Source organism: Acinetobacter sp. ANC 4973, from assembly GCF_002135275.1.
Taxonomy (GTDB): domain Bacteria; phylum Pseudomonadota; class Gammaproteobacteria; order Pseudomonadales; family Moraxellaceae; genus Acinetobacter; species Acinetobacter kyonggiensis.
The window spans coordinates 333789-349485 of sequence record NZ_NEGM01000005.1 but is presented as its reverse complement, the minus strand read 5'-3'; the positions used below and the strand labels follow the sequence as shown (position 1 = coordinate 349485).

Below are 15697 nucleotides of genomic sequence, written 5' to 3'. Positions count from 1 at the left end.
TTGGTTGCGCAAGGCTGAAAATGTACAACTGTAGTGTAATTTATGGGAAATTGGCAAAAGGTCATTAATTTTAAGAATTTATTGCAAAATCATAGACAATAAAATTGCTGATTAAATCAACTGTATGTTTTTAAGGCTGAATCAATCAAAGTCTTATTGCGTAACATTTGAAAGCTAACTATTGTTATACTGTTTGCATAATGTTTTTGAAGGGCGACATAACAATGATCAACGACGATCAAAACACAAAGACTTCTCTTGACCTTGCTCAGATTCGTGAGGATATTGACTCAGTTGATCAGCAGATTCAACAGCTTATCAACCGCCGAGCGAAACTGGCAGAAGCGGTAGCAAAAGCAAAGTTTGCTTCTGAAGAGAATCCAATGTTTTACCGTCCTGAACGTGAAGCACAAGTTTTGCGTAATGTTATGGAGCGCAACGAAGGGCCATTGTCTGATGTGACCATGGCGCGTCTATTTCGCGAAATCATGTCGGCTTGTCTGGCACTTGAAGCACCACAAAGTATTGCATTCTTAGGTCCAGTCGGTACTTATACACATTCAGCTGTGCTGAAGCACTTTGGTCAGGACGCGATTGTTCGTCCACTTCCAACCATTGATGAAGTCTTTCGTGAAGTGGAAGCGGGGAGTGCTCATTACGGTTTAGTGCCAGTGGAGAACTCTTCTGAAGGAGTGGTCAACCATACTTTAGATTGTTTTAAATCATCGCATTTAAATGTGATTGGTGAAGTTGAATTGCGTATTCATCACCAATTTTTAGTTTCTGCAAATACTCGTAAAGACAGCATTAAACAAATTTATGCGCATCAACAAACTTTGGCGCAATGTCGTAAATGGTTAGATGCACATTATCCGGGTGTAGAGCGCGTTGCTTTAAGTTCAAATGCTGAAGCGGCACGTCGAATTCGCAATGAATGGCATTCAGCAGCAATTGCATCTGATGTGGCTGCCAATATTTATGAATTAGAAATTCTACATGGCAATATTGAAGATAACCCAGAAAATACCACACGTTTCTTGGTAATTGGTCGTGAAAAAGTACCGCAAAGTGGCAATGATAAAACCTCATTACTTATTTCAGCACATGATCGTGCCGGTGCATTGCTTGAAATTTTAGCACCCTTTGCAAAACATCATATTAGCTTAACCAGTATTGAAACCCGTCCTGCATTACCTGAAAAATGGGCTTATGTATTCTTCATTGACTTAGAGGGTCATGTGGAGCAGGACAATGTTAAAGCGGCAATTGAAGAAATTCGTCCGTTGGTGAAAGAAGTTCGAGTATTAGGTTCGTATCCGATCGCAGTATTGTAAATCGCTATTTGGTGGTTAATTTTAATTTGAAGTTAACCACTTTTATCACTTGAAACAATTGGAAGAGTACCATGTCGTTTGTCCCTGCCAATGAAGGCATCTCAAAGTTAAAACCTTATCAACCGGGTAAGCCAATTAGTGAGCTTGAGCGTGAGTTAGGGATTACCGATATCGTCAAATTGGCATCGAATGAGAATCCATTGGGCTGTTCTGATCGGGTCAAACAAGCAGTGGCTGCTGAATTGGCAGAAATTGGTCGCTATCCAGATGGTGGTGGTTTTATTTTAAAAGATCAAATTTGCGCGCAATTTGGTGTGACTGCTGACTGTATTACTTTGGGTAATGGTTCAAACGACTTATTAGAAATGTTTGCTCGTGCATTCGTTGCAGAAAAAGATTCTGTGGTGTATAGCCAACATGCATTTGCTGTCTATGCTTTGGTGACACAGGCGATTAATGCACAAGCGATTGAAGTTCCTGCAAAAGGCTTTGCACATGATTTAGATGCCATGGCTGCTGCAATTCAACACAACACCAAACTTATTTTTATTGCCAATCCGAATAATCCAACGGGGACTTGGTTTGAAGAAGCTGAATTTGAAGCATTTATGCAGAAAGTACCTGCAAGTGTGATTGTGGTACTCGATGAAGCGTATGTGGAATATTTTCCAGAAAATTTCAATAGCTTAAAATTTTTAGCATACTATCCAAATATTATCGTCAGTCGTACATTGTCTAAATGTTATGGTTTGGCAGCCCTGCGTGTGGGTTTTGCATTGGCATCAAAACAAGTTACTGATTTTTTAAACCGTATTCGTCAGCCCTTTAATGTGAATCATCTTGCTATGGTGGCTGCTGTTGCTGCTCTCAAAGATGAAGACTTTATTGAGCAATCACGTGTTGTTAATAAAGCAGGTATGAATCAATTAGAGCAAGGTTTTCAATCCCTTGGCTTGGACTATGTAGCATCACGTGCGAACTTTATTTTGGTCGATGTTCAGGCTGATGCTGCACAAACATTCAATGCCTTGTTAAAAGAGGGCGTGATTGTACGTCCTGTCGGAATTGCAAATCATCTGCGTGTGTCCATTGGTACTGAAACTGAAAATGCTAAATTCCTTAGCGCACTTGCGAAGGTACTTGATTTAGCAACCAATGCTGTAGAGGGAAAAGCTTAAGTGATGTCCAAGCCTCTATTTGAAAAAGTTGCATTTATTGGACTTGGGTTGATTGGTTCAAGTCTGGCGCGTGTGATTATCGCTGAAAATTTAGCAAAACAAATTGTTGCATCAACGCGTTCGCAAAAAACATTGGATGATGCAAAAGCACTTGGACTGATTCAAGCTGGTTATAGTAATCCAGTTGATGCTGTTCAAGGTGCCGATTTAGTTGTTTTAGCCTTACCTGTTCGTGCGACAGAAAAAGTACTGGAAATGATCAAGCCTTATCTTTTGGCGACCACCATCATTACCGATGTGGGTAGCACCAAAGGCAATGTAGTAGATGCTGCAAAGGCGGTATATGGTGAAAACCTTCCAGAAGGTTTTGTTCCGGGGCATCCGATTGCAGGGGCTGAACACACAGGCGTACATGCCGGTAAGGTCGATTTGTTTGCCAATCATAAAGTAATTTTGACGCCTCTACCGACCAGTGCTGATTGGGCAGTAGAAAAACTGACACAATTATGGCAAGCGGCTAAAGCTGATGTGATTTGTATGGATGTCGATAAACACGATGAAGTCCTTGCGCATACCAGTCATCTGCCACATTTGATGGCATTTAATTTGGTTGAACAGCTTGCCAATCGTGAAGATAATTTTGATATCTTTCGTTATGCAGCAGGTGGTTTTCGTGACTTTTCACGCATAGCTGCCAGTGATCCTCAAATGTGGCATGACATCTTTTTTGCCAATAAAAAAGCGATTTTAAATGCAGTCGATGGCTTCGAAAAGCAACTCGCAATATTACGTAAACTGATTGAAGATGAAAACTCACAGGCATTAATGGGGGTGTTGGGGCATGCACAGGCTGCACGACAACACTTCAATCACATGCTCGCCAAACAACCCTTGATGGAGAAAAATAAAGTGACACAACAATTTACCATTTTGCCAGGTTCTCAAAATTTCCAAGGTAAATTTACCGTGCCTGGTGACAAATCTGTGTCACATCGCTCCATTATGTTTGGTGCGATTGCAGAAGGCACGACGCATATTACAGGTTTCTTGGAAGGTGAAGATGCGCTGGCAACTTTGCAAGCTTTTCGCGATATGGGCGTGAGTATTGAAGGGCCAAAAAATGGTGAAGTCACTATTCATGGTGTCGGTATCAATGGCTTAAAAGCACCTGCAAGTGCCTTGTATATGGGTAACTCTGGTACATCAATGCGTTTACTTTCAGGCATGTTGTCTGCGCAAAAATTTGATTCTGTAATGACGGGTGATGCGTCACTGTCTAAACGTCCAATGGAACGTATTGCTAAACCTTTACGTGAAATGGGTGCACAAATTCAAACCACAGGTGAACGCGGTACACCACCAGTATCGATTACAGGGAATCAAAACCTTCAAGGTATTCATTACGATTTGCCTATGGCATCTGCGCAAGTGAAATCTGGCATCCTATTGGCAGGGCTTTGGGCAAGCGGTGAAACGTCAGTGACGGAACCTGAACCAACACGTGACCATACAGAACGTATGTTACGTGCATTTGGTTATGAAGTAAAAACTGAAGGTAATCGCATTTCATTACAAGGTGGCGGTAAGCTTATTGCGACTGAAATTCAGGTGCCATCAGATATTTCATCTGCGGCATTCTTTATGGTGGGAGCTGCCATTACCGAAGGTTCAGATGTGACTTTAGAGGCGGTTGGAATTAACCCAACGCGTACTGGTGTAATTGAAATCCTGAAACAAATGGGTGCGGACTTGACGGTTGAAAACGAACGTATAGCAGGTGGTGAACCGATTGCAGACATTCGTATTCGTGGTAGTCGTACGCTTAAAGGCATTCATATGCCGGAAGACCAAGTGCCATTGGCAATTGATGAATTCCCAGCACTCTTTATTGCCGCAGCATGTGCTGAAGGTCAAACCATTTTAACCGGTGCTGCTGAACTTCGCGTTAAAGAATCTGATCGTATTCAAGTTATGGCAGATGGTTTGAAAACCATGGGCATTGATTGTACACCAACGGATGATGGTATCATTATTGAAGGTAAGGGGAAGTCAGGCGATTGGTCTACAATCTTCACGGGTGGTGAAATTGAATCGCATCATGATCACCGTATTGCGATGAGTTTTAGTGTGGCGGGTTTACGTACTTCAGGCGAAATTAAAATTGTTGGTACAGAAACTGTGGCAACCAGTTTTCCTACCTTCACTGAACTTGCGAATCAAGCAGGTTTGGCGATTCAAGTCAGTGAATAATTAGTCTAGTTTTGTACATTTGTTAGACAACAGCCAAGCTTTTGCTTGGCTGTTTTGTTTTTATTGCTTATTCTAAAACCATACAATAAGAATGCCTTTGGATACATCGATGAGAAAATTACAATTTACAGCAAACTGTGAAAAACATAATCATGCTTCATTGAAGGCTGGTGATCGTCATGTGACTCAAGAATATGTTGCCGATCTTTTGTCTAAAAAATTAGGCGAATATGGTTTTCAGACCTTGTCACAAAGTGGCGACCATGTTGCAGTCAGTGTAGATAATCATTCCTTGCCACTGTCAATTACCTGCCAAGGGCATGATCAGGGTGGTCATTTGGTCTGTGAAATTACCTCGCATCCAGATGAAGATCAGGATTGGTTAGACCGCATTACAGAGCAGAGTTTGTTGAATCAGCTGGCGCAAGCAGTTGAAAATACATTAAAACAAGATGAAGCCTTTAGTGAATTTGAATGGAAGGACCATCTTTAGCAAAAAAGGTAACTTAGAAGCTTGGAAGGGAAGATATTGTTGACACCGATAGCTGCTATTTTTGAATTTGAAATGCTAAGGGTTTATTGGTCTTGCATAGTTTGAGCTACGAACAAAACAGTGCTGTGTTGGTAGCTCAGGACTTATATTTTATTCCACACGTAGCCAAGTCTGGTTACGACCTACAGCGGATACTCCCATATATCCGCGAAGAAATAATTTTTTGCCATTTGCGCTGATTCTGCCTTTAAGGCGGTAAACTTTTCCTGAAACAGGATCAATGATTTTCCCATTTGTGTAATTCATTTGATCTTCAGTTTGTAATCCAGAAATAACCTGCATACCTATGATGGGCTTGTTGGTGTAGGGTGCAGGACAATTAGTACAAAACTCTTTCGGTATATAGCCAGCACGTGGTGTTGCTTTGAGTGCTGTACCTGCGTATGTTCCATTGGCTTGCTGCTCAATTTTGACTAATCCCTTAGCTTCACCTGTTTTATCATCCATATAACGCCATGTACCTACAATATTTTCTGCAATGGCTGATGAACTGAATAAAACGATGCAAATTATCCCAAAAATAGTTTTCATAATATCCCTCTAACTATTAAAAATGTTTCCGAACATCTTAAGCCGTACTTGGCTAAGTATTTGATTATATAATTCTTAGATTCTCAAATGAAGTGCAATAGAATTAATTTTGCAAAGATGTGAATTGATATAGCATTTTGCTTAGCAAGTTCATAAGTTGGTTCACGAAGGCATGCTTCTAATGCTTATCTCGTCTCGCCTGACACTTGGCTTAAGGTAGGGCAATATTTATTTATCCAGTGGGGCTCTAAATAAGTTGCCTTTAAAATCGGTATAGGTCTTTATTTTCTATCAATTAAAAACAATCATAGCAGACAAGGGTAAAGGCGTTTAGCCAGCATCACCCTGATGAATATCTTGCAAAGATCTATATAGATTGGAGCTATTACGCAAAAAAAGACTCGGATTTAAGAGTCCGAGTCAGGTGTTATTTCAAGAGCATAGTATTGCACTTTAAATGTTAATTTAAGCCAGTTAAATTAAAAAACGAGAAATTGCAATACGCAATTGTTTTAAATAGCCAGTAAAGAAATGGTTTGCACTAGGCAAGATTGTCAATAAGTGACGTTGAGGTTTTGCCCAAGCGATCAAGTCTGACAATAAAGTAACTTCATCACCTTCACCGTGAATAAATAAAATATCACCTTTAATTTCGGGGGTTACATAATGACGCAAGCCAGCAACAGTTGCAGTCGGTAAACCACATAAAATTAATTGTTTAGGTTTGATTTCATCAGGAAGAGCATGATAGCTTTTAGCCATCACGTGCGCTCCAAAACTAAAGCCGCCAGCATAAAAAGGCAGGCCAATATGTTTGCAACGCATCTGTCTAATTACTTCTAGAATATCATCCGTTTCACCAAAGCCTTCATTATGGACACCGGTACTTTGACCTGAACCACGGAAACTAGGTCGGTATACAATACAACCACGCTCAACAAACATTTGAGCAAGAAGTGTTGGCACTTTATGCTGTGGTGTACCGCCTTGTAATGGATGAGGGTGGCATACAACCGCGAATCCTTTCACTTCACCCTGCGGATAATCAACAAAAACTTCAATTTGACCTACAGGACCTTGAATGAAAATTTGCTCGGACATATTACAACCGACTAATAACAGGAGAATCGCCTATTTTACCGATAATGTTCAGTAAAAACACAAATTGGAAATAAAATAAGTCTACTGTTATAGTCTGTTTAATTATTTTTTGATCAGGTTGTCCATGCTCGCCTTAATTTCTCCTGCTAAGACTTTAGATTATGAATCTGCACTTCCTACCGATTTGCATACTTTACCAAGATTGCTGGAACATTCACAACAACTTATAGACGTAAGTCGTAAACTGTCTGCTACAGATATTGCCAATTTAATGAGTGTCAGTGAAAAGATTGCCAAATTGAATGTAGATCGCTTTCATGACTGGCAATCAGACTTTAATTTTTCTAATGCACGTCAGGCTTTATTTGCGTTTAAAGGTGATGTTTATACGGGTTTAGATGCATACAACCTAAATAATCAAAAACTTGAATATGCACAAAAGCATTTGCGCATGTTATCTGGCTTGTATGGTTTATTACGTCCTTTGGATTTGATGATGCCATATCGTTTAGAAATGGGCACAAAATTACATAATTCACGGGGTCATAACCTCTATGAATTTTGGGGTGATAAAATTACCAGTTTAATAAATGATGATTTGGAACAAGCCAATTCAGAATTATTGGTCAATATTGCTTCGGATGAATACTATAAATCAGTGCATGAACGCAAACTTAAAGCTGAAATCATTAAGCCTGTGTTTTTAGATCAAAAAAATGGCAAATATAAAGTCATTAGTTTTTATGCTAAAAAAGCGCGTGGCTTGATGGCTCGATATATGATTGAGAATCAGTTAAGTAAAGTTGAAGACTTAAAATCATTTAATGTTGATGGTTATTATTTTGATGCTAAGAGTTCACTTCAGGGTGAGTTGGTTTTTAAACGTGATGAAAAAGTAGTTTAAGTTGGTCTTTTAAAGACAGAAAAAATCCTGACATTGTTCAGGATTTTTTATTTATGTGAAATTTAATCAATTGCTTGAAAAGCATGGACGTTATAAGTGTACAGAGATGAAAGGGGGCACTGAACAGCTATTTGGTTTGATAAGGATCATCTATACAATTTTTTTTATTAGTCGCTTTAATGGATATTAAAATATTTAAAAAATGTGTTTCATATCACCTTTTTGTGTTGTTTTTTGTTATTATAATGAAAAGTTTTTAAAATAATAAAATTTTATTATGAAAAAATTACTCATTCCAGTCTTTATTCTTATTGTTGTGCTATTGGGATATTATGTTTATCAGGATGCTCAACGTAAAAAAAAGAATGAAGTTGATCAGTTGATTTATGACGCTCATCAGTCACTCAGTGTAATCGACTCTAATCCTAATTTTTTTATTCACAATACTGAAAGTAAAGAGGTAAATACAAAACCTTTAGTTCAATTGGTTGGTCAGTCCACTAAAGACTAGACGATGAGTTTAACGAACCAAACTAATATCCTATTGAATTTTAATTGAAAATAAATTTTAGAAACAATAAAAAATCATTGTGTTATAATTTGCCCCGACCATATTTGAATCATATTGTTTATTAATTAAGTATTTGATTTTTTTGAATTAATTGAGCTGCATAAAAGTTATGCGGCTTTTTTGTTTACAATTTTTGTCATTTGGCTATTTGGGCTGGAATGAAGAATTGTTCAATATACTTGTTTTTAAATGGAAATATTGGCATATCCATTGCTTAAACATCTACAAAATTAATGATGATTTGTATTAGACGGATCATTAATTTTGTAGCGTGCTGATTGCATAAAGTTTACTTACAGGGGTGAAGTCATGACGACTCCTAGTCCATCTTCAGAGAATATGCTTGAACGCTTATTTAAGTTGAGCGAAAACAAAACCAATTTTCGTACCGAAGTTCTTGCTGGTGTAACTACTTTTTTAACAATGTGTTACATCATTATTGTTAATCCAATGATTTTATCCGAAACAGGGATGGATCATGGGGCTGTGTTTGTCGCAACTTGTCTTGCAGCCGCAATCGGTTGTTTGGTTATGGGGCTTGTTGCAAATTATCCAATTGCACTGGCACCGGGTATGGGGCTAAATGCTTACTTTACCTATTCTGTATGTATGGGTATGGGCGTGCCTTGGCAAACGGCACTTGCTGCTGTGTTTGTATCAGGTTTGGTGTTTATTTTCATCAGTATGTTTAAAATCCGAGAGGCAATTGTCAACGCGATCCCAATGTCATTAAAACTGGCGATTGGTGGTGGTATTGGAATGTTCCTTGCACTGGTTGCGCTAAAAAATGCCGGTATTATTGTTGCTAATCCTGCAACTTTAGTCGGTTTGGGGGATTTAAAACAACCTTCGGTTATTCTTGCATTGCTTGGTTTCTTAATGGTTGTGGTCATGCATCAGTTTAAAGTGCGTGGCGCAATTATTATTAGTATTTTAGCAGTGACGGCTATTTCAACAGTATTGGGTTATAACCAATTCCATGGTGTTGTCGGTCAAGTGCCATCAATTGCGCCAACATTTATGCAAATGGATTTTGAGGGTTTATTCACTGCAAGTTTGGTGGGCGTAATTTTTGTCTTCTTCTTGGTCGATTTGTTTGACTCGACGGGGACATTGGTTGGGGTTTCACACCGTGCAGGTTTGTTGGTAGATGGTAAATTACCTCGTTTGAAAAAAGCACTTTTTGCCGACTCAACTGCAATTGTTGCGGGTGCCGCTTTGGGTACGTCTTCAACTACGCCTTATATTGAGTCATCTGCTGGCGTTGCGGCTGGTGGTCGTACGGGTTTAACGGCTGTTGTTGTGGGCATTATGTTCTTGTTATGCCTCTTTTTAGCACCACTTGCGCAATCAGTACCAAGTTTTGCTACAGCACCTGCATTGTTATTTGTAGGGGTATTAATGATTCAAGGTATTGTTCATATTGAATGGGATGATATCACTGAAGCGGTTCCTGCCTTTTTAACCATTGTATTTATGCCATTCACATATTCAATTGCAGATGGTATTGCGATGGGTTTTATTAGCTATGCGCTAATCAAACTATTCACTGGTAAAGCGAAAACTGTACCTTATATGGTGTGGATTGTTGCCGTACTTTGGGCATTAAAATTCGTATTATTTGGCGGTTAATATTCCAAATTTACAGCACAGCGTGTTGAACTTGCATTGATGAATGTTCCACACGCCTTAGGGTGTAAACTCAAGTTTGCACCTTTTTTTATTTTTAAGGATTAAGGTATGAATAGACTTGAGCTCATCCGTGCTTTGCCAAAAGCAGAATTACATGTACATATTGAAGGGACGTTTGAGCCTGAGTTGATGTTTGCAATCGCTCAGCGTAATCAAATTGATATTCCTTATAAGTCGGTTGAAGAAGTAAAGCAGGCCTATAATTTTCATAATCTACAATCTTTTCTCGATATTTATTATGCCGGTGCCAATGTTTTAGTACTCGAACAAGATTTTTATGATTTAGCATGGGCCTATTTCGAAAAATGTCATGCCGATCATGTGACGCACACAGAAATGTTCTTTGACCCTCAAACCCATACCGATCGTGGTGTAGCATTTGCAACCGTATTAAATGGTTTGCAACGTGCTTGTGATGATGCAAAAGCCAAGCTAGGTATTAGCTCGCATTTAATCATGTGTTTCTTACGTCATTTAAGTGAAGAGGCGGCATTTAAAACCTTAGAACAAGCACTACCATTTAAAGATCAAATTATTGCGGTGGGTTTAGATTCTAGTGAAGTGGGACATCCACCTGCTAAGTTTGAACGTGTTTTTGCCAAAGCCCGTGAAGCAGGTTTCTTGGTGGTGGCACATGCGGGTGAAGAAGGTCCAGCTGAATATGTTTGGGAAGCCTTAGATTTACTAAAAGTAAACCGTATTGACCACGGTGTACGTTCAGAAGAAGATTCTGAATTAATGCAGCGTTTAATTCGCGAAAAAATGCCTTTAACAGTGTGTCCTTTAAGCAATTTAAAGCTGTGTGTGGTTGATGATATGGCGCAGCACAATATCCGTCGTTTATTGCAAAAAGGGGTGCATGTCACGGTAAATTCAGATGATCCATCTTATTTTGGTGGATACATGAATGATAATTTCATTGCCATTGCTGAAGCTTTAGATTTATCTAATGATGAACTGAAACATTTGGCTAAAAATTCGTTTGAGGCTTCTTTTATTTCTGAAGCTGAAAAACAAAAATGGACACAGCAAATTGATGCCTTAGTGTAATTTATATTTGAAAATGTACTGCTTTATTTAGTGGATCAATCGATTGATCTACTAAATTATGCAGGTTGAAAATTAGGTTTGATGGTGAAAAAGAGTCTTTGTTGGATATTAGTCGCAGGTTTAGTGATTGGTTCGATGTCAGTTTTTGCGACCAATCAAGATTATTCTTTAACACAGAAAATGCTCAAGCCAGTATTAGAGCAAAGTTGTAAAAGTGAATTAAATGATTCAAAAATTTGGCAATCGGCTGCATTTTTTATGAGTGCAGAACGCCAAACGGGTTTGCAAAAACAAATTTGTGCTTGTGTGAGCGATCATGCACTGAATAATATTTCAGCCAAAGACTTGGCTTTGGCATCAGTCAGTGAATCTGCAAAAAATAGTCTGATTAAACAAGCGGTATTGAATAGTGTTAAGGGCTGTGCTCAAGAAGCGCTTAACTAAGTTTTAATCGTAAAAAAGCCACATCGCTATATAGCTGATGTGGCTTTTTTGATTTTGGGTTTTAATGCGCTATTTATTTTGTCGAGTCATACTGCGTAAAATATTATCTCTGTCGATAAAATGATGTTTTAACGCTGCTGCAATATGGCCGATGACCAGAAAGCCAGCAAACCAAGATAAATAAATATGGACGGGTTTAACAATCGCTAAAATATCAGGATTGTCTTGAACCAGACGTGGTATTTCAAATAAATATAAAACGGGTGCAGGATGTCCAGCACTCCAACTAAACAAACAACCTGTAATGGGTAAAGCCAATAACATTAAATATAAGGCCAAATGTCCAAGATGTGCCAAGAATTTCATCATAGGTGACATGCTGTCTGGGAGCTGCGGAGCAGGATGGGTATAGCGCCAAAACAAACGAATTAACACGAGGAATATAATCGTTGTTGCGATATTTTTATGCAGGGTAATAACTTGACCTTTAAAGCTGCCATCAACATCATAGCTTAAAAAATTGCCACTATAGAAACCAATCAACCATGCTGCAATGAAAATGATGGCCATGAGCCAATGTAGCATTTGTGCTGTGCGCGTATAGTATTGTGAAGTGCGTTGCATGTTGTACCAACATGTGATTTTTAGTTTAACTATGCTAATCAAATTACAGTCATTTAAAAACCTTGAATATAGAACAAAGCGTATAATTCTTGAAACGCTGAAAGCTGTATTGTTTTTAGCCAGATAGTAAGTGCGCTCGGAATTGCAACGAAATATACGTTTCTTCTGTATCAAAGATTCGGCAAAATACGCGCAATCTATTTTAGAACTTAGGATATTAAACTGTGAAAAAATTAATTGCTGTACTTGTACCTTTGACTTTAGCTCTAACAGCGTGTGTTTCAACGAACACAACAATGGGTACAACAGGCATGCAATCAACAACTCAGCAACTTGGCAATACGGCACTTAAAATTGCCATTAATGCAAAATGCACAACAGAGTTAAATAATACTGCTGCATGGCAAACCGCAACGAAATTGATGACAGCAACGCAAAAACAAAATATTCAGTCTGAAATTTGTGGTTGTGTTAGTGAAAAAGCACCACAGAGCGTTACAGCTGTAGATTTAGCAACTGCTGCTATTGATCCCGCAGCACGTAACACGATTGTTACCAATGCTGTGACTAAAACCATTAATGCTTGCGTTGCTGAAGCAGTGAAATAATTGTTAATAAAGAAGGGTCTGTTGATATTTCAGCCATGCATTGCGTTATTCGCTAAAACAACGCAAACAAGGCATGAAATGCAGACAATGGTGACCCCCTTGTTAAATTTCATAACGAAGTTTGGGGGAGTTTTAGTGATAACCCTACGGGACAGGGATATTTTTGCCGCTACTGCGTTATCTTGCGCAGCTTTAGTCACTGCTCATCATTTAGAATGACTAAATTTCGCAAAACATGCCTTGTACCGTCTAAACATCTTGCGCCGTATACGGCTCATGTCGCAAGCATCGGTGAAATATCAACAGACCCTCATAATGAGGCTGACGTGTTCAGCCTCTTTTTTTTATAGGTAGATGAAGTGATGAAAATTGCTGGTGTAGATGAAGCGGGGCGTGGCCCACTTGTCGGTTCTGTGGTTGCTGCTGCGGTTATTTTAGATCCCAATAACCCAATTGAAGGTTTAAATGATTCTAAAAAACTCTCTGAAAAAAAACGTGAAAAATTATTTGTAGAAATACAAGAAAAAGCATTGGCTTGGGCAATTGCTGAAGCAAGTCATACAGAAATTGATGAAATTAATATTCTTCAAGCATCATTGTTGGCGATGCGCCGTGCTGTGGAGGCTTTAAGTATTTCACCTGAGCATGTGCTGGTAGATGGAAATAAAGTCCCACAAGGCTTGATGATGAGCTGTGATGCGATTGTTGGTGGGGATGCCTTGCATGCGGAAATTTCAGCTGCCAGTATTTTGGCGAAAGTAACGCGAGACCGTGATATGGTTGAGCTGGATGTGCAATATCCACAATTTGGATTTGCTAAACACAAAGGCTATCCAACCAAAGCACATTTTGAAGCGATTGCAGAACATGGTGTGATTGATCAACACCGTCGTAGTTATGCACCTGTAAAAAAAGCGTTAGCTTTGCTTGAGCAAAACTAAGCTTTAGATAAATTTAAAGCGGCTTAGTAAAGCCGCTTTAGGGGAAAACATTTAATGTTTAACGATTAAAGTTATTCTGGGTATTCTGTGTGAAATTATCTTCTTCAAACGAAGGTTGATAATCTTGATCGAGATGTTGAAGATGTTCATGCATAGCGCGTTCATGTTGAATACGTTGGTAAATTTCTTCACGGTGAACTGATACTTCTTTTGGAGCATTTACACCAATACGAACTTGATTTCCTTTAACCCCAAGTACAGTTACACTGACTTGGTCCCCAATCATTAATGTTTCTCCGACACGTCTAGTCAGAATCAGCATGTTTATCTCCTTGCAAAATGCTAAACCTGCAATTGATCTAAAATGAACAAAACACAACCTTAAATATCAAAAGAAAATTTTAACAAAGCAATGTCAGGAACATTACCCAAGATGCAGTTTTGTTAAAATTTTCTTAAAACCTTAGGGCTAATATAACAGAGCCACTATAAGAAAAACTATAGTGGCTCTGCTTTTTTGTGTTGTTTTTCAAAAACTGTCTAACAATGACAATTTTTGTTAGGTGCAAATTATGCGCGTACGCTTGATTCGCCATGTTCTCGGTCTAAACCGAAAGCAGTATGTAGTGTGCGAACTGCGAGTTCTAAATAGTTTTCTTCAATGATCACAGAAATCTTAATTTCTGAAGTCGAAATCATCAAAATGTTAATGCCTTCTTCAGCCAGAGCAGTAAACATTTTGCTTGCAACACCTGCATGTGAACGCATACCTACACCCACGATTGATACTTTGACAATATCATCACGGGTTGCGACTTCACGCGCACCAATTTTTTGTGCTGTATCCTCTAAAATGGCTGTGGCTTTTTTCAATTCACCGCGGTTAACCGTGAAAGTAAAATCAGTTGTACCATCTTCTTCAACATTTTGGATAATCATATCCACTTCAATGTTGGCATCACCAATTGGGCATAAAATTTTAGATGCAATACCTGGTTCATCAGGTACACCTAGAATGGTTAATTTTGCTTCGTCACGGTTAAATGCGATACCAGAGATAATTGGCTGTTCCATGTTGTCTTCCAATTCAGTAGTAATAAGAGTGCCGACGTTTTGTTTAAAGTCTTCGTCAAATGCGCCATCATTGTCATTATCAAAACTTGATAATACACGCAAAGGCACTTGATACTTGCCTGCAAATTCAACTGAACGAATTTGAAGAACTTTAGAACCCAAAGATGCCATTTCAAGCATTTCTTCAAAAGAAATACGATCTACTTTTTTCGCTTTAGGTGCAACACGTGGATCGGTGGTATAAACACCATCTACATCTGTATAGATTTGGCATTCATCTGCTTTTAGTGCAGCAGCAATCGCAACACCTGAAGTATCTGAACCGCCACGCCCTAGAGTAGTGGTGTTACCAAGATCATCAAAACCTTGGAAGCCAGCAACAACGAGTACACGTCCGGCATTTAAATGATCAGTTAAAACGTCAGTATCAATTGCTTCGATACGCGCTTTGGTGAAAGCACTGTCAGTTTTAATGCCAACTTGGCGACCTGTTAGAGACTTAGCTTCAACGCCAATAGAATTAAGCGCCATCGCCAACATAGAAATCGTTACCTGTTCCCCAGTAGAGACCATTTGGTCGAGTTCACGTGGATCAGGGGTTTCGGTAATGGCTTTCGCTAAAGCAAGTAGGCGATTGGTTTCGCCACTCATGGCTGAGACAACCACTACAACCTTGTGACCGTGGTCATGCCAACGCTTTACACGACGAGCAACATTTAAAATGCGCTCGGGAGTACCCATTGAGGTACCGCCATATTTTTGAACGATTAATGCCATAGTTGTTCCATAAAAGCCATGATCCTGAATTACCTTTTCAGGATCAGTTACACAAAAAGTGAAGT

General features: G+C 39.0%; 16 protein-coding genes. 11 read left to right on the top strand and 5 right to left on the bottom strand.

The genetic code is table 11. The features are described 5' to 3' along the window. The first annotated feature begins 224 nt into the window (after positions 1-224). The 4 genes from pheA (at position 225) to B9T30_RS09080 (ending at position 5255) form a co-directional block, all read left to right on the top strand. A complete protein-coding gene (gene pheA, locus B9T30_RS09095) occupies positions 225-1334 on the top strand; it encodes a prephenate dehydratase (RefSeq protein ID WP_086165750.1) in 1110 nt (369 codons plus the stop codon). A gap of 71 nt (positions 1335-1405) precedes the next feature. Beyond that, positions 1406-2512, top strand: a complete 1107-nt coding sequence (hisC, locus tag B9T30_RS09090) for a histidinol-phosphate transaminase (protein ID WP_086184684.1) — start codon at positions 1406-1408, stop codon at positions 2510-2512. 3 nt (positions 2513-2515) lie between these two features. After that, a complete protein-coding gene (locus B9T30_RS09085; protein WP_086184722.1) occupies positions 2516-4762 on the top strand; it encodes a bifunctional prephenate dehydrogenase/3-phosphoshikimate 1-carboxyvinyltransferase in 2247 nt (748 codons plus the stop codon). A 109-nt stretch (positions 4763-4871) separates the two neighbouring features. Next, the gene (locus B9T30_RS09080) at positions 4872-5255 is read left to right on the top strand and encodes a hypothetical protein (RefSeq protein ID WP_086184683.1); all 384 of its coding nucleotides are present in this window, start codon (positions 4872-4874) and stop codon (positions 5253-5255) included. Positions 5256-5405: 150 nt separating this feature from the next. Here the strand turns inward: B9T30_RS09080 and B9T30_RS09075 are convergent, their stop codons facing one another. Continuing rightward, positions 5406-5846 (bottom strand): DUF2147 domain-containing protein, encoded by a 441-nt coding sequence (locus B9T30_RS09075; protein ID WP_086165746.1) that lies wholly within the window; start codon positions 5844-5846, stop codon positions 5406-5408. A gap of 474 nt (positions 5847-6320) precedes the next feature. After that, complete coding sequence (locus B9T30_RS09070; protein WP_086184682.1) at positions 6321-6947, bottom strand: alpha/beta hydrolase; 627 nt, start codon at positions 6945-6947, stop codon at positions 6321-6323. Positions 6948-7071: 124 nt separating this feature from the next. Between B9T30_RS09070 and yaaA the strand changes: the two genes are divergently transcribed. The 5 genes from yaaA (at position 7072) to B9T30_RS09045 (ending at position 11608) form a co-directional block, all read left to right on the top strand. Continuing rightward, a complete protein-coding gene (gene yaaA / locus B9T30_RS09065; protein WP_086184681.1) occupies positions 7072-7851 on the top strand; it encodes a peroxide stress protein YaaA in 780 nt (259 codons plus the stop codon). A 277-nt stretch (positions 7852-8128) separates the two neighbouring features. After that, the gene (locus tag B9T30_RS09060; protein WP_086184680.1) at positions 8129-8362 is read left to right on the top strand and encodes a hypothetical protein; all 234 of its coding nucleotides are present in this window, start codon (positions 8129-8131) and stop codon (positions 8360-8362) included. A 369-nt stretch (positions 8363-8731) separates the two neighbouring features. Beyond that, a complete protein-coding gene (locus B9T30_RS09055) occupies positions 8732-10054 on the top strand; it encodes an NCS2 family permease (RefSeq protein ID WP_086184679.1) in 1323 nt (440 codons plus the stop codon). 108 nt (positions 10055-10162) lie between these two features. Continuing rightward, complete coding sequence (locus B9T30_RS09050) at positions 10163-11164, top strand: adenosine deaminase (RefSeq protein ID WP_086184678.1); 1002 nt, start codon at positions 10163-10165, stop codon at positions 11162-11164. Positions 11165-11245: 81 nt separating this feature from the next. Next, positions 11246-11608, top strand: coding sequence for a hypothetical protein (locus B9T30_RS09045; RefSeq protein ID WP_086184677.1), 363 nt, complete (start codon positions 11246-11248; stop codon positions 11606-11608). Positions 11609-11677: 69 nt separating this feature from the next. On the opposite strand, the gene B9T30_RS09040 is transcribed toward B9T30_RS09045, so the two are convergent. Further along, on the bottom strand, positions 11678-12232 hold the full coding sequence (locus tag B9T30_RS09040; RefSeq protein ID WP_086184676.1) for a cytochrome b: 555 nt from the start codon (positions 12230-12232) through the stop codon (positions 11678-11680). A gap of 224 nt (positions 12233-12456) precedes the next feature. On the opposite strand from B9T30_RS09040, the gene B9T30_RS09035 reads away from it, so the two are divergent. Together B9T30_RS09035 and rnhB are read left to right on the top strand one after the other, a co-directional pair. Continuing rightward, positions 12457-12840 carry a hypothetical protein gene (locus B9T30_RS09035; protein WP_086184675.1) on the top strand — a complete coding sequence of 128 codons (384 nt, stop codon included), beginning with the start codon at positions 12457-12459 and terminating at the stop codon, positions 12838-12840. 362 nt (positions 12841-13202) lie between these two features. Continuing rightward, complete coding sequence (rnhB, locus tag B9T30_RS09025; RefSeq protein ID WP_086184673.1) at positions 13203-13781, top strand: ribonuclease HII; 579 nt, start codon at positions 13203-13205, stop codon at positions 13779-13781. Between the two features lie 58 nt (positions 13782-13839). Here the strand turns inward: rnhB and csrA are convergent, their stop codons facing one another. Both csrA and B9T30_RS09015 read right to left on the bottom strand, forming a co-directional pair. Continuing rightward, positions 13840-14103 (bottom strand): carbon storage regulator CsrA, encoded by a 264-nt coding sequence (gene csrA / locus B9T30_RS09020; protein WP_004648598.1) that lies wholly within the window; start codon positions 14101-14103, stop codon positions 13840-13842. 248 nt (positions 14104-14351) lie between these two features. Next, entirely contained in the window at positions 14352-15632 is a 1281-nt protein-coding gene (locus B9T30_RS09015) for an aspartate kinase (RefSeq protein WP_086184672.1), read from the bottom strand. Positions 15633-15697 lie beyond the last annotated feature (65 nt).